Origin of the sequence: Corynebacterium sp. KPL4072, from assembly GCF_037908395.1 — a bacterium.
Taxonomy (GTDB): Bacteria; Actinomycetota; Actinomycetes; order Mycobacteriales; family Mycobacteriaceae; genus Corynebacterium; species Corynebacterium kefirresidentii.
The window spans coordinates 149,018-165,464 of the sequence record NZ_JBBMGE010000005.1 but is presented as its reverse complement, the minus strand read 5'-3'; the positions used below and the strand labels follow the sequence as shown (position 1 = coordinate 165,464).

The following is a 16,447-nucleotide window of genomic DNA, read 5'->3' as shown; positions in this document are numbered from 1 at the left end:
AGCGTTATGGATACCAACTCGCACCCCTCCACTGCACAGAATTGCCACTGCAAGAGTAGTTCCCTGCAGAAAATGGCGTCAGCTACTCCTAGACTCCTGGGGAGGTAATGAAGCGGTATCCCAACCCGGGTTCAGTAAGCAGATATTGGGGATCAGAAGGATCGGTTTCCAGTTTGCGGCGCAGCTGCGAGGTATAGATGCGCAGGTAGTGGCTTTGCCCTTCGAAACCCGGGCCCCAAATCTCTGCGAGGAGGTCTTCTTTGCGCACCAAACCGCCGTGGGCACGCAACAGCGTCGTAAGCACGCCCCACTCAGTAGGGGTCAGGTGAAGGGGCTTTCCTGCCTTGGTGATGGAGTGTCGAGGGACGTCGATCAGCACATCGCCCGCCCGCACCATCGTGGCTTCCCGCTGGGCAGATGGATGCTGGGGACTGCCATGCCGCAAAGCCACGCGCACGCGGGCCAAGAGCTCTTCCATAGAAAAGGGTTTGGTCACATAATCATCAGCACCGCGATCTAGGGCCGAGGCACTAAATAGGGGATCGGACCGGGCCGTAAGAATCAGAACGGGAATTGCTGACCACCCTCGAATCCCATCGAGGACCTCCCGCCCATCCATATCCGGCAGACCCATATCCAAAATCACCACATCGGGCTGATGCTGGGAGACCATCTGCAGACCCTCCGCCCCGGTGCTGGCTGAATACACCTCATACCCACGCGCTTTAAAATTAATGCTCAAGGTGGTGAGCAAACGCGGATCATCATCCACAATGACAATCGTGGCCTTCTTATCAGTCATGGCTTTTCTCCTCCCGCAGCGGGAAACTCAGGATAAAGGTCGCTCCTGGAGTGGCCTCTACGGTGATAGTACCGTCCATGGCCTCCACAAATCCGCGTACGACGGAGAGGCCTAAACCTACCCCGTTGTCATTGCTGGTATCGCCCAAGCGCTGAAAAGCTTGGAAAAGCTCCTGCTGCTTTTCTGGTGAAATTCCCGGCCCTTCATCGCTCACACTCAGCTCCACACGTTCATCCTTAACCTGCGCATCAACGTTGACTGGTCCGCTCGGCGCATAGCGCAAAGCGTTATCGAATAGGTTCGCCAGCACGCGTTCCAGCAAAACGCTATCCGCGCAACAGGTGCGGCCACGGAGTCCAGAACAAATATGAATGCGACCAAGTTGGTCCTTGCTATGTCCAAAGGCACAGGAAGCAATAGCCCGATTGGCTACCTCATATAACTCCACAGTATCCCGGCGTGCAGTTACCGCTCCTGCACTCAAGCGCGAGTGATCCAATAGGTTGGTCACGAGCAGCGTGAGTTGATCGATGCTAGCTGCGGTTTCCGCCAGCAGTATTTCTTGATCCTCTGGGCTGAATTCGATTTCGGAATTCCGCAAAGAGGACACAGCCAGCTTGGCCGTTGCTAGGGGCGTGCGCAGATCGTGGCTCACGCTCGATAGCAGTGCACGACGCAATTCATCAGCGGCAGCAATGGCATCGGCACGTGCGGCTTCAGCCGAAAGCTTGTCGCGGCGCACTATGCCGGCTAAGTAACCTGCCACAACCGCCACCAAAGCACGGTCGCGGGCGGATAACGCTGGGCCTTCCATCACAATCTGGACCGTAGTGTCCTCGCTGGAGACCAACGTTTCTACCTCACGTTTATGAGTCTTTGCGGGGATATGCAGGTGTCTACTTTGCCGGGGCGAGGCCGCCGAAGCGTGCCAGGTAGAGAGTATGTCCCCGGAGGCGTCAAGAAGCACGGCCTTATGGCAGCCGAAGGTCTCTCCTACCTTGCGAAGCACTGCGTCGATGGGAGATACGTCCGCACGGCGGTTGAGGGCTGCGCGGGAAAAGACCGTCAAGAGCTCAGCATCGCGCGTGGCAATGGCCGCATTATGGTGCTCTATTTTGGTGCGCCGCACTTGTAAACCCACGGCCAGGGCAATGGCTACCATGACCACGAGGATGACAGCGTTAGCCGGCTCAGCAATATCGAACGTGTACAGGGGCTCGGTAAAGAACCAATTGACCGCCAAGCCCGAGGCAAACGCAATAATTACCGCCGGCCACAGGCCAGCGAGCATGCTCACGAGGAGGATCAGCGCAAAGTAAAAAGCAGAACACGTGCCTGTTCCCAATGCCGAGCCGTCGATGCCTTGCAACAGTGCGGTCAAGGCGATGAAAGCGACAGCCGCGCCCACCCAAGACACCGCCCGGCGCGGAAGGGAATGCAATGGTCGCAGCAGTGGTGAAAGAGGCGAGGGTTTATCGGACGGAAGATTAACAATGTGACAATCGATCTTGCCTGAATCCCGCAACACGGCCTCAGCAACGGTGCCGCGCCAGTGCAGGCCTAAGCGACGCCGTGGTGAAACCCCCAGGACCAGCTGGGTGGCGTTGACGCTGCGGGCAAAATTAAGCAGCGCTTCTGGCACCGAGTCACCGGTGACCTGATGCAAACGGGCACCCACGTCCTGAGCCAAGGATTGTAATTTGGCCAGTTGTTGAGCGGAACCTGCAACGGAAGATTCACCGGAAGAGAAGGAGTCCCCAAAAATTACGTGGACTACATGTAGCTCGGCTGAGGACTTGGACGCGATGCGGCGCCCGCGGCGAATGAGCAGTTCTGCGTGCGCGACGTTCTGAATAGCCACGACCACCCGTTCCCGCGCTTCCCAGGTATCAGTAATGTCTTGTTCAGAACGGTAGGATGCGAGAGCCTCATCAACCTGGTCCGCCAACCACAACAGGGCTAGCTCCCGCAATGCAGTCAGATTGCCCACCCGAAAATAATTATTCAAGGCTGGGGCAATGCGCGCTTCTTTATAGACTTGGCCATCCCTCAAGCGGGTGCGCAAGAGCTGCGGGGATACATCCACCAACTCGATCTCGTTCGCCGCACGCACCACCTCGTCTGGCACCGTCTCCTGCGGGGAAATACCGGTGATCTGGTTTATTACGTCATTGAGGCTTTCAAGGTGCTGGATGTTCAGGGTAGAAATCACGTCGATTCCTGCGGCTAGGAGTTCCTCTACGTCCTCCCAGCGCTTAGCGTGTTCCTCACCGCGCGGATTGGAATGGGCAAATTCATCGACCAGAACGGTTTCCGGCTGGCGCGAGATGATGGCTGCAGTATCGAGTTCTCCGGTGGATAGCCCGGCGGCGTAGCGCCGCGGGATGGTCTCAAGGCCATCACACAGCGCCCGAGTGAATTCGCGCCCATGATCTTCCACGATGCCAATGACCACATCGCGGCCGGCCAGCACAAGGCCGTGCGCCTCGTTGAGCATTGCACAGGTCTTACCAGACCCAGGCGCCGCGCCGAGGTAGATCTTCAAAGCGCCACGCTTGGTGCGCGCCGGAACTTTCTTGTCGTTCATATGGCACTCATCTTATGAGCAGGACGGTGGATTGGGCAGCGCTCGGTTGAGAGTAGTGACGTTAACTGCGTCTTCGCCCAGGAACCCGAGGCTGGCATGCTCCGTGTTGTCCTCGATGAGGCTTCGCACTTCTTCGGTGCTTATCCCCTGCTCTCGAGCGACACGTGGAGCCTGTAGTTCAGCGTACGCAGGGCTAATGCCAGAGTCGACACCAGAGCCGGAACCGGTTACCGCATCGGTGGGAACATCTTCTGGAGCGGCGCCTTCACGCTTGGCGATGTCCCCGCGCCGCTCCTGCACGGCTTTTTCTAGCTCGGAGCTACTAGCGCCGTAATTGCTCATGCCTTCGGAACGGGGGAAGAAGTACGGGCCTTCGGTCTGACCATCTTGCAGCTGGGTCGAGCCAGCTAGGCAATCACCTTGGTAAATGAGGTTGCCCTCGGCGGAGTCCGGCTTGATGCGGGAGATTCCCCACACGGCAGCGGGATAAATCATTCCCAGTGCGATAACGCACAATAGTACGGCTACGAATCCAGCGGCGAGGTTACGAAAATAGACACGCATTTTTGGTCCTTCTTTTTCTACATACCTGGAAGCAGGTTGACTACCTGGTCAATGAGCCAGATGCCTAGGAATGGGGTGATCACGCCGCCCAGTCCCCAAATGCCCAGGTTACGGCGTAGCAGGGACGAGGCGGAGGCCGGCTTATAGGCCACGCCCTTGAGCGCCAATGGGATAAGAGCAACGATGATGAGCGCGTTGAATACGACTGCAGACACAATGGCGGATTGCGGCGAGTGCAGGTGCATCACGTTGAGGCGCTCGAGGTGCGGAAGCTGGGTAGAAAACAGGGCCGGCAAAATGGCGAAGTACTTCGCTAAGTCATTAGCCAAAGAGAAGGTGGTAAGCGCCCCACGGGTGATGAGCAACTGCTTGCCAATGCGCACGACATCGATAAGCTTGGTCGGATCAGAATCCAAGTCCACCATATTGGCGGCTTCCTTCGCTGCAGAGGTACCAGTATTCATGGCCACACCCACGTCCGCCTGCGCCAGCGCCGGCGCATCGTTGGTACCGTCACCGGTCATAGCGACCATGCGGCCGTGCGCCTGTTCCTCGCGGATCCTGGCCAGCTTGTCTTCCGGGGTGGCCTCCGCGATGTAATCATCGACGCCTGCCTCTTTCGCAATGGCCGCTGCCGTCAACGGGTTATCGCCGGTCACCATGATGGTTTTGATGCCCATCTGGCGCAGTTCGGCGAAGCGCTCCGCCATGCCCGGCTTGACGACGTCACTGAGCTGCACCACCGCAATAACCCTGCGGGTGCCGTCGGATTCTTCCACAGCAACTGGCAGCGGGGTTCCACCACCTTCTGCAATCTGGGTCACGGAGTCTGCAATTTCTTGTGGCCAGTCGCCACCTGCTTCAGTTACCCACCGGCGCACAGCATCGCCTGCACCCTTACGTAGTTTTCGGCCTCTGAGGTCAAGCCCAGACATGCGGGTAGAAGCGCTAAATGGAATGACCTCAGCGGTCTTTTCTTCCTCTCCTGCTTCGGCAGAAAGGTGGTAGTTTTCGGTCAACCACGACACGATGGAGCGACCCTCCGGGGTCTCATCGGCAACCGAAGCAACGCGGGCTATCTCCGCAGCTTCCTGCTCATCGACACCGCGCGCAACGATAAGCCCGGTAGCCTGCCGGTTGCCATAGGTGATGGTGCCGGTTTTATCCATGAGTAGGGTCGCTACGTCGCCCGCCGCCTCCACCGCTCGTCCGGACGTAGCCAGAACATTGTGGTGCACGAGGCGGTTCATTCCCGCGATTCCCACCGCGGATAGCAGGGCAGCGATGGTGGTTGGGATGAGGCAGACCAACAGAGCTACCAGCGAGAGCGGCGAGAGCTCCGCGCCGGTAAACAACCCCATTGGGGCCAGTGCGGTAACCGCAATGAGGAAGAGGATAGTCAGGGTAGACAGGAGGATGCTCAGCGCGATCTCATTCGGGGTCTTGCGGCGCTCCGCTCCCTCCACCAAGGCAATCATCGTATCGACGAAGGTAGATCCCGGCTCCGAGGTGATCTGTACCAGGATGGAATCAGACAAGACCACGGTACCGCCGGTCACAGCACAACGATCTCCACCGGCCTCGCGAACCACGGGAGCAGACTCGCCGGTAATGGCAGATTCATCGACGGTTGCCGCACCTTCAATGACGTCGCCGTCACCCGGGATAGTCTCTCCGGCCTCCACGCGCACGATGGCGCCTTTGGTGAGCTCAGAAGCGGCAATGACCTCGATGCCGCCATCGGTGACCAGGTTAGCGGTGGCGTCATCGCGCACGGCGCGCAAGCTATCCGCTTGGGCTTTACCGCGGCCTTCGGCATATGCCTCAGCAAACGCGGCGAACGCAATGGTAAACCACAACCATACGGTCACCACCCAGCCATAAACGCTGGGGCTAAAGATGGACCACAGGGTAGTCAGCGCGGCGCCTACCCACACCACGAACATGACGGGGTTGCGGGCTTGGGCGAGCGGGGACATCTTGTGCGGCAACGATTTAAACGCTGCCGCAGCCAACCCACTGTTTTTGGTGGCAGAGCGCTGGGGAGTGCGTTGCTCAGTGGTCATAGTTGGTGTTGTCATAAGAGTGCCTCCGAAATGGGACCCAAGGTAAGAACGGGGAAGAAGGTAAGGGCGGCGACCAACACAATGACGCCGATGGTAAGCAGCGCGAAGGTCACACCGGACGTCGGCAAGCTGCCGGCGGTAGTGGCCTGCCGGCGTTGACCGGCTAGGCTGCCCGCCAAGTACAGGGTGAAAACGATGGGGAGGAAGCGGCCCAGCAGCATGGCGATACCGAGGGTGACTTGCCACCAGGGCTCGGTTACCGTCAGGCCCGCGAAGGCCGAGCCGTTATTATTCGACGCCGAGGTAAAGGCATAAAGCACCTCGGAGAGACCGTGCGCGTTATCCGGGGTTCCCGGCGCGCCGTAGTTGGTCGCGGAAAGCTCCACCAGCTTGCGCTGAGCCACCGATGCGCCCACGCCTACCAGGACGAGGACCGGCATGGTGAGGATGTACAGGCTCACCGCGGAGATTTCCTTGCGGCCGACCTTATTGCCCATAAACTCCGGGGTGCGCCCAACGAGCAGGCCGCCGATAAATACGGCGAGGATTGCTACCATCAGCAGACCGTAGAGGCCAGTGCCCACGCCGCCTGGTGCAATTTCGCCTAGGAGCATATTGAGGATCAACAAGCCGCCACCCAATGGTGAATAGCTATCGTGCATCGAATCGACCGCACCGGTAGAAGTGCCCGTAGTAGACACCGCAAAGAGTGCGGAAGCGTCAATACCTAGGCGCTGTTCGATGCCCTCCAAGTTGCCGCCCGCAGCCTGAGCTGCCGCACCGGTGGTAGTGTGCTGCGCCCATACCACCAAGGCAACCATAACGGTCCAAATGCCGCCGATGACGCCAAGCAGGGTCCAGGCATGTTTTTGCGATTTCAGCATTACCCCATAGGCACGGATAAAGCAGAAAGAGATAACCAGCAAAGAAAAGATTTCCACGAGGTTGGTAAAACCAGTGGGGTTCTCAAAAGGGTGCGCCGAGTTGGCACCGAAGATGCCACCACCATTGGTTCCCAGCAGTTTAATTGCCTCCTGGCTAGCTACCGGAGCGCGCGGAATATCCACGCCCGCGGAGCTCACCAGGTTAGACCCGAAGGTTTGCATGGTTCCGCCCAAGATGAGGACGAAGGAAATCAATAGAGAAAGCGGCAAAAGAATGCGCACCAAACCGCGGGTGAGGTCAACCCAGAAATTTCCGATGAGGTGCTGTCCGCTCTCAGTGCCCAGCTTGTCACGGCTATATCCCAAGTGACCGATACCGCGAATGAGCGCAACCGCCACACACATGCCAACAGCCGCGGAGGCGAAGTTCTGGACGGTCAGGCCAAGCATCTGCGCAGCATTGCTCAGGGTTTCTTCGCCCGAATAGGACTGCCAGTTGGTATTGGACACGAATGACGCCGCCGTATTGAACGCCATCCACGGTTCCACCGCTACGGAGCGGGAATTGCCAAAGCTAGGCAAAACGGTTTGTAGGCGCTGCACCGCGTAAAGAACGAGTACGGATGCCAAGCTGAAACCAAGCAATGCACGGCTGTAATTCTTGCTGTTATGCCCGCGGTTTGGGTCAACGCGCAGGACCTTATACACCGCACGCTCTATCGCCCAGTCCTTGTCAGAGGTGTAGCTGCGTGCGATCCAGTTGCCCAAAGGAACATATGCCGCCGCGAGCAAGACGACGAGGGCGAGGAACTGCGGTAACACCGCCCCAATGCCGGCGATCATGCGAAACGCTCCGGATCAACTAAGGAAATGATGAGGTAGGTCACCAACGCCACAACAATGACGAGGCCAATGACCGCTGTAATGGTGTTCATGGTTATGCGTCACCGTCCAGAAGCTCGTTGAGGACGGAGGGACAGCCAACCGTCAGGATGGCTATCAGGATTGCCACGATGTCTAACATGTGGGAAACCCCCTTGTGCGAGTGAAACTTTCCTGTGCCTGACAGGTATGCCTGCCAGGTGCCGGTACCAAGGCAGCACCTGCTACGCACAAACGTTAGGACCACACCCCCGCTGCCCTAGGCAATCTTTGCGCTATCTTTACGCCTCTCGCTCGCAATTTTTATATTTCCTTTACACCCCTTTTCCGCCACCTTTTCTTCAGGCCGGGAACCGCCCCTTATCCACAACGAAGGCCCGCCGACAGCGCATCGGCGGGCCTTCTCCCCATGACTAATCTCTCGGTACCCAAGGAGGGAATGGAGCGCACCCTCCTGCAAGCACCGCCCGTGATTAGGCAAGCCTAAGTTTATAAACCTTTCGTAGGATGGTCAAGGGTTTGCCCATAAATTTCTTAACTCCTGACAAAAACACAGTTAACCTGCAATAACGAGTACAATCCGGAACCATGGCTGAGTTGAAATCCACTATTTCCGAACAACTCCGCAAATTCTGGCGTGCCAGCGAGAAGGAATTGACCGATTCCCCGCGTCGCGGTGTCGCCTCCCCTGCCGAAGCCACGGCACTGCGCGAGGAGGTCGCGGCCGAGATTGCGGACCTCATCAAAGCGCAAAAGGTCAAAACCAGCCCCGGCGATACCGCCCTCGACGCCGATGCGGCCGCCACCCTCCCGCTAGGCGCACGCATGAAGCCACGTGGGATCTTCGAAGATGACTGGGGCGCACGTCCTACCGCACAACGCCCCTGGCCGGTCATCCTCATCCACGGCACCTGCGATACCAAGGGCGTATGGCAAATCCTCGGCAATGAGCTGCGCCAAGACGGCTGGGCGGTCTTCGCCCCTGACTACGGCCGCCGCGCCACCCAACCCCTTGCAGAATCCGCCGAGCAACTCGATGCCTATATCCGCACCGTGCGCATGGTCACCGGCGCGAACAAGGTCATCCTCATCGGCCACTCGCAGGGCGGGCTCCTCGCCCGCTATTGGATGCGCATGATTGGCGGCGCCGAGCATGTCCTCCACCTGATGTGCATCAGCGCGCCAAACCACGGAACTACCTACGGCGGTATCGTCAGCCGCCTCATTCGCACCCCGCGCCAAGAGGCGGTAATGCGCTCCGTCATCGATGGCTGGTTTGGGCCGGCGGGAATGGACCAAATTGTCGGCAGCGAAGCGCTACGCGAGGCCAATCGCGATGGCGACTTGGAATCTGGCGTGAGCTATACCTGCATTGCCACACGGTCTGATGCCGTCGTGGTCCCACCCGAAACCTGCTTCCTTGATCCCCGCGGCGTCGCAGAGGGCACCGTGCGAAATATTTATGTCCAAGACTTCGACCGCCGAGCAGTGGTCATGCACGAAGATATGCCCATGGATAAGCGCGTCCATGCCATCGTGCGCACCATCTTGGAATTAGTAGAGACTATCCCCCGCTAGTTAGAGCTCCAGCTCATCAAGGACCGCGTCAAAGGCTGGGCCCACCTGCGTGCGCCACAGCGTATCCACCTTCTGATCACCCCGGCCGGGGCCGCCATTGATGACGGCTACGCGCTTGCCCTGCTTCTTTGCCTCCAGCACAAAGCGATACCCACTCATCACCGCAAGAGAGGACCCAGCCACCAGCAGCGAGCGCGCCTGTCCCAACACGGCAAAGGCGGCATCGCGGCGCTCAGCCGGCACGGACTCGCCAAAGTAGACGACGTCTGGTTTCAATAATTCCGATCCACAGCTCTCGCATCCGGCCATGCGAAACGCTGCCACGGCGGCCTCATCCAGGGTCACGTCACCATCCGGATTCACTTGGTCCGCCTCCACCACTAGGCGCTCCAAGTACCTCGGATTTGCTGCGGCCAAACGCGCATCGAAATGCGTCCGCGCCTCCCGATATCCGCACATCAGGCACACGACGGTTTCCATATCGCCATGCAGCGCCACCAAGTTCGCGGTCCCGGCCTGTTTATGCAGTCCATCAACGTTTTGGGTAACCACGCCATTAACCAGCCCGGCGCGTTCCAGTTCCACGAGCGCGTAGTGCGTGCGATTCGGCGCCGCGGAATCCATGACTCGCCAGCCCACAAAGCTGCGGGCCCAATACCTATGGCTCGCGGCCGGGTCGTGGCGAAATTCCTGATAGGTCATCGGCCGGTGCCTACTCAACGAGCCGCGCGGCCCTCGATAATCCGGCACGCCCGACTCCGTCGACACCCCAGCCCCCGTTAGCACCATCACTGGGCCCTCGCGCAGCTGCTTGACGACGTCCCCCAAAGCCCTCCCCGGCTCCGTATGCGGCGCCGATTCCTCTACCACTCGGGCGATCGAGCGCAGCGCGGACTGATGAGCAAGGGAAACGGCTGGATCCATGCTCCCGATGCTAGCTTTCGGGCAAGTGCTCTACGTATAGCCACTCCGAATCCAGCTCCCCGTGGCGCGAGCACTTGGTATGCCAGCCATCGGGGCGTACCTGGGCCACCATGCGCCGGCCACAAATTTGGCAGTAGCGCGGCACATCGAGGCCCGCGGCGGCAGCGGGGTGCAGCGTAAAGACCTCCTCAATCGGCTTGCCGGTATTCGGATGGAAAATTGGTTCTTCCCCAGCTAGGACGGCAGCGGCCAATTCGGAAGTCGGCGCGGATAGACCAGCCACTACAGGGCCTTAATCGGCAGATCGATGCGGTTCAACATGTCCACATCCTTTTCAATCTGCTGGCCCAGGGTGGTCAGGTAGTTGCCGGCAATGATGGCGTTGATGCCGCCGAGGAGGCCGCGCTCCGTGCCGTCGTCGCCAAGCGAAAGCTCGCGGCCGCCGGCAAAGCGCAAGGTGGTAGACGGCATAGCCAAGCGGAATGCCGCCACGGCGCGCAGGCCTTCACCCAGTGGAACCAGCGGGCGATCCGCAAATGGGGTGCCCGGGCGCGGGTCAAGGAAGTTCATCGGCACCTCGCACGGGTCAATCTCTGCCAGCTGCGCGGCGAACTCGGCGCGCTGTTCCAAGGACTCGCCCATGCCGATGATGCCGCCGCAGCAAACCTCCATGCCTACCTCGCGTACATAGTCGAGGGTCTGCTTGCGTTCCTCCCAGGTGTGGGTGGTGACCACATTGGGGAAGAAGGAACGGGACGTCTCCAGGTTGTGGTTATAACGCTGCGCGCCCATGTCCTTTAGGCGCTGCGCCTGCTCGCGGGTCAGGGTGCCCAGGGAGCAGGAAATCTCGATATCGACGGCGTCATTAATCGCGGCAATCGCCTCGCCTACCTGGTCCAGCAAACGATCATCCGGGGACTTCACCGCAGCGACGATGCAGAACTCAGTAGCACCGGTCTTGGCGGTCTTCTGCGCCGCCTCCACCAACTCCGGGATGTTGAGGCGCACGGCGCGCACTGGGGACTCGAAGAGGCCGGACTGAGAACAGAAGTGGCAATCCTCTGGGCAGCCGCCAGTTTTAATGGAGATAATGCCTTCCACCGATACGTCTGGACCACACCACTTCAGGCGGGTCTGGTGGGCGATATCGGCGATCTCCTCCAATTGGGAATCCGGGACCTGTAGTACTTGCAGTAGTTCTTCCTGGTTCAGGCCTTTGCCTTGCTCCAGCGCTTTTTCACGGGCGATGTCAATAATGCTCATGGTGTGAACCATACTTGAACAGCGTTCAGCTTTGGTTAAAATCACATAAAATTTTTCCCAGCGTTAGGCTCGATAGCATGACGCTTTATGATGACACCCTCTCCCTCCTCCAAGAACTTATCCGCAATGCCTGCGTAAACGACCTCACGCCGGACTCCGGTCACGAGGTACGCAATGCGGATAGTTTAGAAAAATTCTTCGCGGGCGAAGACGTGCAGATTGAGCGCTTCGAGTCCCACCCAGGCCGCGTTTCCATCGTCGTGACCGTCCCCGGCGATCCGGACAAAGAACCGCTCACCCTCATGGGGCATACAGACGTCGTCCCCGTCGACGAACCTAAATGGACCAAGCCTCCCTTCGAGGCGCTCATCGAGGACGGCAAGCTCTACGGCCGCGGTTCCGTAGACATGCTATTTATTACCGCCACCATGGCCGCCGTCACGCGCGAAGTCGCCCGCACCGGCAATACGGGCGGCACCCTTGCCTTCGTCGGCATGGCCGATGAAGAGGCCCGCGGCGGTCTCGGCGTGCGCTTTATGTCCGAAAACCACCCCGATGCCTTTTCCTGGAAGAACTGCTTATCTGAAACCGGCGGCAGCCACCTGCCCGGCGCGGTGGGTTTCAACGTGGGTGAAAAGGGCGCCGGCCAGCGCCGCCTGCACGTACATGGCGATGCCGGCCATGGCTCCACCCCTTATGGCAAGGACTTTGCCATCGTAAAGATCGGTGAGGTGGCCCGCCGCATCGCCGCCGCTGAGCCGCCCACGGCTTCCAATGAGATCTGGGAGGGCTTCGTGCGCACCTTCAAATTTGACCCCCAGACCGAGCAAGAGCTTATCGACGGCACCGGTGACTACTCCAAGTTCGGCAACCTCGACGCCTACGCGCATGCCTTTAGCCATACCACCATCGCCGAGACCGTCCTGCGCGCCGGCGGCGCCATTAACGTGCTGCCTTCACATGCCTACCTGGAAATGGATGTGCGCCCCTTCCCCGGCCAGACCCAAGAGGATCTGGATGACTTCCTGCGCAGCGCGCTTGGAGACATGGCCGATGAGGTAGAAATCGAACACCTCATTACTGAAGATGCCACGCAATCCTCCACCGATACCGAGCTGTGGCGCGCCATTGAGGCCACCTCCAAGGAATTCTTCCCTGATAAGGCCGTCGTCCCAGTTCACGCCACCGGCGGCTCGGATCTGCGCTTTGCTCGGCGCAAGGGTGGCAACGCCTATGGCTTTGCCATGCACACCGAGGGCCGCGATATGGCCAGCGCCAATTCACAGCTGCACAGCCACGACGAGCATCTCTACTTGGAGGATCTGAAGCTCACCGTGCGCGCTTACCGCAGCCTGGTTAATCGCTTCCTTGGCCTGTCACAGGCATAACAAGTGTGGCAAGATAGCTGGCATGAGCTTTGCACGTAAGTCCGCGCTGCTATCTGCAGCTACCGCCCTGACCGTAACCCTCGCCGCCCCTGCCGCTGCCCATGCCGACGCCGTTGACAACATCCTAGCCAAGATGCCTGCCGGCCAGATTTCCTGCTCCCAGGCGAAGCAATACTGGACCAACTCCGCTGACTACAACCAGAAGAAGTCCCAGGCCCTCGCCGTTGCCACCGTGCACCCACGCGGCAACGAGGTTCGCGACGCCATCGGCCGCATGGACGAGGCTATTGCCCGCTGCGGCCTAAACGGCACTACTGGCCAGGGCAAGCCGGTCAACACTGGCGGCCAGCGCGGCAATGCTCCCGCACCAAAGCCGGCTCCGGCTCCGTCCCCAGCGCCAGCCAAGAACACCAAGGTCATCGAGCTGGGCACCATCCCTGGCCAGCCGACTGTCGACGTCCCGTTCTTGGGCCAGACCTTCCGCATCCCGGATGCGGCCAAGATTGCCCAAAACGCTGTATCCCAATTCCAGCTGCCGCAGATTCCGCAAATCCAGCAGCTACAGCAACTGTCTTCTTTCTAGCGGTCTAGCTGAAAATAGATCCCGGCATGCGCGCTGCAGCCGGGATTAAATTTATGCCCGCAGTGGGGACAGGCAGGCACGGCGGAATAAGCGTGGTAGTTCATCTCGGTGCGGCAGGCGCCGCAGAGGACTGAGGGGGCGTCGGCAAGCATGGGACCAAACTCATGGTCAGTGAGTTCGGCGTGGCACAACGCGCAAGCAAAATACTTCCCGCAGGTGGCACACTTATTGGCCACCACGTCCAACGGGGAATGCCAATGCTTGCACCGGCCTTCCGCATCAATCGCGCCGTGAATCTTCATGGCCGTCAGCATACGCGCCACCCTGCTGCCACTGCTGCTTCTTTTCTTCAGACTTCTTGGCATTGCGCACTGCCTGAATACCCACCACAATGGCAATGATGATCGGCACCCACACCTTGCTGTAATCCATCAAGAATACGAGCCAATCGGGCGGATCGATGTCAATATTGAAGTCAATATTCGGCACGGGCAGCTCAATCTGCGGCAACTCCGGCACTGGGAGCGCGATATCCGGCAGGTCGATATCTGGCAGCTCCCAATCCGGCAATAACCGAGACAAGATGCGGCTAATGATCGGACCAAGCACGATCACGCCTATGGCCCAGCCGGACTTTCCCAAGCCGCCCAGGAGCGGATACAACACCCGCTTAAAGGAGCTTTCCTCCATGGCCTTGCGGCGCTTTTCTCCTAGTGAGCGGGCCGGTGGATCGAGGGCAACTGCCTCCTCACCATTGCGGTAATAGACGTCTAAAAGCTCGCCAAAGGGAGAGGCTTGGATATCCAGATAAGGTTTGCTGCGCGAGGCGGAGTTCTCAAAAAGGGTGAGGTCTTTTTCTATCTTCTTTTTAAGCGAATACCGGCCCGCACGAGGCCGATCGTGGCGGCTGCGTACCTGACCGTTGACCACAATCTGCAGGCGCGGGCTGGGATTCTTCCGCCACAACCGGAGCCGTTCGGGGAGGGAGGCATCGCCTGGAACCGGGGTATAGTCCTTCGCCTTCTTCGGCCACTCACCTAGCTCAGCGAACTCGGCATCGTATCCGCGCTGCACCTCGATAGTGCCCACCTCGGGGTGCTCTAGGCGCCAGGTCTCCATTAGCTCTTCCCTGCCTTGGAGCCCACCACGGCACCTAGCTTGCTCGCAGCCCATGCCAAGAAAACAAACACTGGGAGGTAAATCCACGTTCCCTCATTGAAATACAGGGACATGGCGGCAAAATAGGCCAGCCCAGCCACACAGAAGATGGTCCAAGAGGCGCGGAAAGTGGCGCCGTCGACAAGAGCAATGATCACCGTCAGCACGGCCATGAGGATGAGCAGGATAAGGCCGGAAACAAGGTGGTAGACGGCGGGCGGAACAACGATGAAAACCGTGACCATGGCGATGGGTGCCCACCATTGCCACCAGGCGCGGCTGGGCTCGTCTTTCGTTTCCGCTTCTTCTAGCTCCTCAAACACTCACCCAACCTATCACAGGGCTTGGCAGAACTTATGGAGGAGAAATCCTCCCTACGTCCGGCTTAATCCTCCCCGCGGAGGATACCGCGATGAGCAGGGCATACTTAGCGTTGAGTACATGAAAAGCACACCACTCATCCTCGCGGCAGGCGTGATTTTTGGTGCCATCTACGGCACCAATGCACTCCTGCCAGATATATACGACAACCCCACCTCTGAGGTGCAGGCCGGCCAGGCGCGCATCCCCGGATTATCCTGCACGGAAGAAGATGGCTCCACCACTGCCGAGCCGCGCTGGGACTGTGACGGCACCCAGATCCGCGCTAAAGAAGTCGGCGTACAGGACAAAGACCAAGCCACCCGCCGGTACCTCCGGGCAATGAGGGAAGGTACGGCCATGCCGGAAGGAGACATCGACCGCGACGGGGATAAGCGCACGCTTAGCGATGGCGACCTCGTAGCCATCAGCATTGAGGGCGATGGCCCCACCACGTTCCTCTCCTTGCACGGACCTCGCGCTGCAGAACTTGCCCAGGAGGTAGAAAAGGCATGAAGAATCTGTACTGGCTATCTATCGCTTTCGGCCTGGTAGTTTCCGGCTTTTTCTTTGTTGATCGCCGGTTTACCGAGGTGGGGCTCATCGGTGCGCTCATCTGCGCTGGCCTGACACTCGGTCTGGGATTCTGGTGGTTTAGGCCGCGGCCGATGTGGCAGGGCATCCTATGGGGTGCGCTCGCCCAGCCGGTGGTGGTGAGCCTCAACGATCAGATGGTGGGGATCTCGGACAAGCTGGGGCTCACCCACCTAGACGCGGCCTTCTACTCGCCGCTTCCGGAAGAAACCATCAAGCTCCTCGGCGTCGTTATTATTATTGCGGCTTTTGGAAACGTGAAGCATCCCTACCAAGCCGCCGCGATCGGCATGGCGGTAGGCCTTGGTTTTGATGCCATGGAAAATGTGCCGTTCATCCTCAACGCGGCCATCGATAACTTGGACGGCGACCTCTGGGGCGTCATCATTACCGGTATCGGACGATTCTTCACTGGCGCCTTTAGCCATGCGCTGTATACGGGGGTTGCGGCATGGGGCGTCGGCAAGCTCTATGCGGGGGTACGCCACGGATACTGGCAGGTGGCCGGATTCTGGCTGGCCGCCATCGCCCTGCATACCCTATTCAATGCCTCGACCATCATTGCGGGTGATTGGCCGGTGACCATTCTCCTTATCGCCCTCATCACGTGGACACTGGTTATTTGGGGCCTGCGTTTCATACGCAAGCAAGATAGGAGATATGCGGCACAAAGAAGCGAAATTACTCTGCCCACCAAGGATCCAGAATATAGCTGTTGAGCTGCGAAAATACGAAGGAAAAGGCTCGTGTCCGAGGGGTGTTATAAGGTGTGAATCGTACACAAGTTTACACGATAATTTAGGTACGATGCGCC

Annotated in this window: 17 protein-coding genes; 5 read left to right on the top strand and 12 right to left on the bottom strand. The window is 59.2% G+C overall.

Features of this window, described 5'->3' with window-relative positions:
* Positions 1–88 precede the first annotated feature (88 nt).
* From WMP97_RS06980 to kdpF, 6 genes are read right to left on the bottom strand one after another with little or no spacing between them, the layout of a single operon-like run.
* Positions 89–802: a response regulator transcription factor gene (locus tag WMP97_RS06980; protein ID WP_340440133.1), complete on the bottom strand. Its 714-nt coding sequence runs from the start codon at positions 800–802 to the stop codon at positions 89–91.
* Positions 795–3,389 (bottom strand): ATP-binding protein, encoded by a 2,595-nt coding sequence (locus WMP97_RS06975; protein ID WP_340440132.1) that lies wholly within the window; start codon positions 3,387–3,389, stop codon positions 795–797. The genes WMP97_RS06980 and WMP97_RS06975 overlap by 8 nt, the downstream gene beginning before the upstream one ends.
* Positions 3,390–3,401: 12 nt before the next feature.
* Positions 3,402–3,953 carry a potassium-transporting ATPase subunit C gene (locus WMP97_RS06970; protein ID WP_239206733.1) on the bottom strand — a complete coding sequence of 184 codons (552 nt, stop codon included), beginning with the start codon at positions 3,951–3,953 and terminating at the stop codon, positions 3,402–3,404.
* 17 nt (positions 3,954–3,970) lie between these two features.
* The gene (gene kdpB, locus WMP97_RS06965) at positions 3,971–6,034 is read right to left on the bottom strand and encodes a potassium-transporting ATPase subunit KdpB (RefSeq protein WP_340440131.1); all 2,064 of its coding nucleotides are present in this window, start codon (positions 6,032–6,034) and stop codon (positions 3,971–3,973) included.
* Entirely contained in the window at positions 6,031–7,746 is a 1,716-nt protein-coding gene (gene kdpA, locus WMP97_RS06960) for a potassium-transporting ATPase subunit KdpA (protein ID WP_340440130.1), read from the bottom strand. The genes kdpB and kdpA overlap by 4 nt, the downstream gene beginning before the upstream one ends.
* Positions 7,743–7,838, bottom strand: a complete 96-nt coding sequence (kdpF, locus tag WMP97_RS06955; protein WP_005328272.1) for a K(+)-transporting ATPase subunit F — start codon at positions 7,836–7,838, stop codon at positions 7,743–7,745. Before kdpF ends, kdpA begins: the two co-directional genes overlap by 4 nt.
* A gap of 535 nt (positions 7,839–8,373) precedes the next feature.
* Between kdpF and WMP97_RS06950 the strand changes: the two genes are divergently transcribed.
* A complete protein-coding gene (locus tag WMP97_RS06950; protein WP_200288427.1) occupies positions 8,374–9,363 on the top strand; it encodes a lipase family alpha/beta hydrolase in 990 nt (329 codons plus the stop codon).
* Here the strand turns inward: WMP97_RS06950 and WMP97_RS06945 are convergent, their stop codons facing one another.
* Genes WMP97_RS06945 through bioB form a run of 3 tightly spaced genes read right to left on the bottom strand, consistent with a single transcriptional unit; the run spans position 9,364 to position 11,550 of the window.
* Positions 9,364–10,287: a Sir2 family NAD-dependent protein deacetylase gene (locus tag WMP97_RS06945; RefSeq protein ID WP_340440129.1), complete on the bottom strand. Its 924-nt coding sequence runs from the start codon at positions 10,285–10,287 to the stop codon at positions 9,364–9,366.
* Positions 10,288–10,297: 10 nt separating this feature from the next.
* Positions 10,298–10,570 (bottom strand): biotin synthase auxiliary protein BsaP, encoded by a 273-nt coding sequence (gene bsaP / locus WMP97_RS06940; protein ID WP_340440128.1) that lies wholly within the window; start codon positions 10,568–10,570, stop codon positions 10,298–10,300.
* Positions 10,570–11,550, bottom strand: a complete 981-nt coding sequence (gene bioB, locus WMP97_RS06935) for a biotin synthase BioB (protein WP_034655643.1) — start codon at positions 11,548–11,550, stop codon at positions 10,570–10,572. The genes bsaP and bioB overlap by 1 nt, the downstream gene beginning before the upstream one ends.
* A 77-nt stretch (positions 11,551–11,627) precedes the next feature.
* On the opposite strand from bioB, the gene WMP97_RS06930 reads away from it, so the two are divergent.
* Together WMP97_RS06930 and WMP97_RS06925 are read left to right on the top strand one after the other, a co-directional pair.
* Entirely contained in the window at positions 11,628–12,938 is a 1,311-nt protein-coding gene (locus WMP97_RS06930) for a M20/M25/M40 family metallo-hydrolase (protein WP_340440127.1), read from the top strand.
* A 22-nt stretch (positions 12,939–12,960) separates the two neighbouring features.
* The gene (locus WMP97_RS06925) at positions 12,961–13,521 is read left to right on the top strand and encodes a hypothetical protein (protein WP_445293085.1); all 561 of its coding nucleotides are present in this window, start codon (positions 12,961–12,963) and stop codon (positions 13,519–13,521) included.
* On the opposite strand, the gene WMP97_RS06920 is transcribed toward WMP97_RS06925, so the two are convergent.
* The 3 genes from WMP97_RS06920 to WMP97_RS06910 are packed head-to-tail and all read right to left on the bottom strand — an operon-like array spanning position 13,518 to position 15,002.
* A complete protein-coding gene (locus tag WMP97_RS06920; RefSeq protein ID WP_301732814.1) occupies positions 13,518–13,823 on the bottom strand; it encodes a CHY zinc finger protein in 306 nt (101 codons plus the stop codon). The two genes, WMP97_RS06925 and WMP97_RS06920, sit on opposite strands and share 4 nt — an antisense overlap.
* Positions 13,801–14,640: a hypothetical protein gene (locus WMP97_RS06915; protein ID WP_023020273.1), complete on the bottom strand. Its 840-nt coding sequence runs from the start codon at positions 14,638–14,640 to the stop codon at positions 13,801–13,803. Before WMP97_RS06915 ends, WMP97_RS06920 begins: the two co-directional genes overlap by 23 nt.
* Entirely contained in the window at positions 14,640–15,002 is a 363-nt protein-coding gene (locus tag WMP97_RS06910) for a hypothetical protein (protein WP_023020272.1), read from the bottom strand. The genes WMP97_RS06915 and WMP97_RS06910 overlap by 1 nt, the downstream gene beginning before the upstream one ends.
* A 118-nt stretch (positions 15,003–15,120) precedes the next feature.
* Here WMP97_RS06910 and WMP97_RS06905 point away from each other — a divergent pair, with 118 nt between their 5' ends.
* Together WMP97_RS06905 and WMP97_RS06900 are read left to right on the top strand one after the other, a co-directional pair.
* Positions 15,121–15,555, top strand: a complete 435-nt coding sequence (locus tag WMP97_RS06905; protein ID WP_259824823.1) for a hypothetical protein — start codon at positions 15,121–15,123, stop codon at positions 15,553–15,555.
* Entirely contained in the window at positions 15,552–16,352 is an 801-nt protein-coding gene (locus WMP97_RS06900) for a PrsW family intramembrane metalloprotease (protein ID WP_340440126.1), read from the top strand. Before WMP97_RS06905 ends, WMP97_RS06900 begins: the two co-directional genes overlap by 4 nt.
* Positions 16,353–16,447 lie beyond the last annotated feature (95 nt).

Bases quoted from the DNA above. Each gene is read 5' to 3' on its own strand.
- bioB (WP_034655643.1), bottom strand. From the start codon at position 11,550: ATGAGCATTATTGACATCGCCCGTGAAAAAGCGCTGGAGCAAGGCAAA.
- kdpA (WP_340440130.1), bottom strand. From the start codon at position 7,746: ATGATCGCCGGCATTGGGGCGGTGTTACCGCAGTTCCTCGCCCTCGTC.
- WMP97_RS06980 (WP_340440133.1), bottom strand. From the start codon at position 802: ATGACTGATAAGAAGGCCACGATTGTCATTGTGGATGATGATCCGCGT.
- WMP97_RS06970 (WP_239206733.1), bottom strand. From the start codon at position 3,953: ATGCGTGTCTATTTTCGTAACCTCGCCGCTGGATTCGTAGCCGTACTA.
- WMP97_RS06915 (WP_023020273.1), bottom strand. From the start codon at position 14,640: ATGGAGACCTGGCGCCTAGAGCACCCCGAGGTGGGCACTATCGAGGTG.
- kdpF (WP_005328272.1), bottom strand. From the start codon at position 7,838: ATGAACACCATTACAGCGGTCATTGGCCTCGTCATTGTTGTGGCGTTG.
- kdpB (WP_340440131.1), bottom strand. From the start codon at position 6,034: ATGACAACACCAACTATGACCACTGAGCAACGCACTCCCCAGCGCTCT.
- WMP97_RS06930 (WP_340440127.1), top strand. From the start codon at position 11,628: ATGACGCTTTATGATGACACCCTCTCCCTCCTCCAAGAACTTATCCGC.
- WMP97_RS06925 (WP_445293085.1), top strand. From the start codon at position 12,961: ATGAGCTTTGCACGTAAGTCCGCGCTGCTATCTGCAGCTACCGCCCTG.
- WMP97_RS06905 (WP_259824823.1), top strand. From the start codon at position 15,121: ATGAAAAGCACACCACTCATCCTCGCGGCAGGCGTGATTTTTGGTGCC.
- WMP97_RS06900 (WP_340440126.1), top strand. From the start codon at position 15,552: ATGAAGAATCTGTACTGGCTATCTATCGCTTTCGGCCTGGTAGTTTCC.
- WMP97_RS06945 (WP_340440129.1), bottom strand. From the start codon at position 10,287: ATGGATCCAGCCGTTTCCCTTGCTCATCAGTCCGCGCTGCGCTCGATC.
- WMP97_RS06975 (WP_340440132.1), bottom strand. From the start codon at position 3,389: ATGAACGACAAGAAAGTTCCGGCGCGCACCAAGCGTGGCGCTTTGAAG.
- WMP97_RS06920 (WP_301732814.1), bottom strand. From the start codon at position 13,823: ATGAAGATTCACGGCGCGATTGATGCGGAAGGCCGGTGCAAGCATTGG.
- WMP97_RS06950 (WP_200288427.1), top strand. From the start codon at position 8,374: ATGGCTGAGTTGAAATCCACTATTTCCGAACAACTCCGCAAATTCTGG.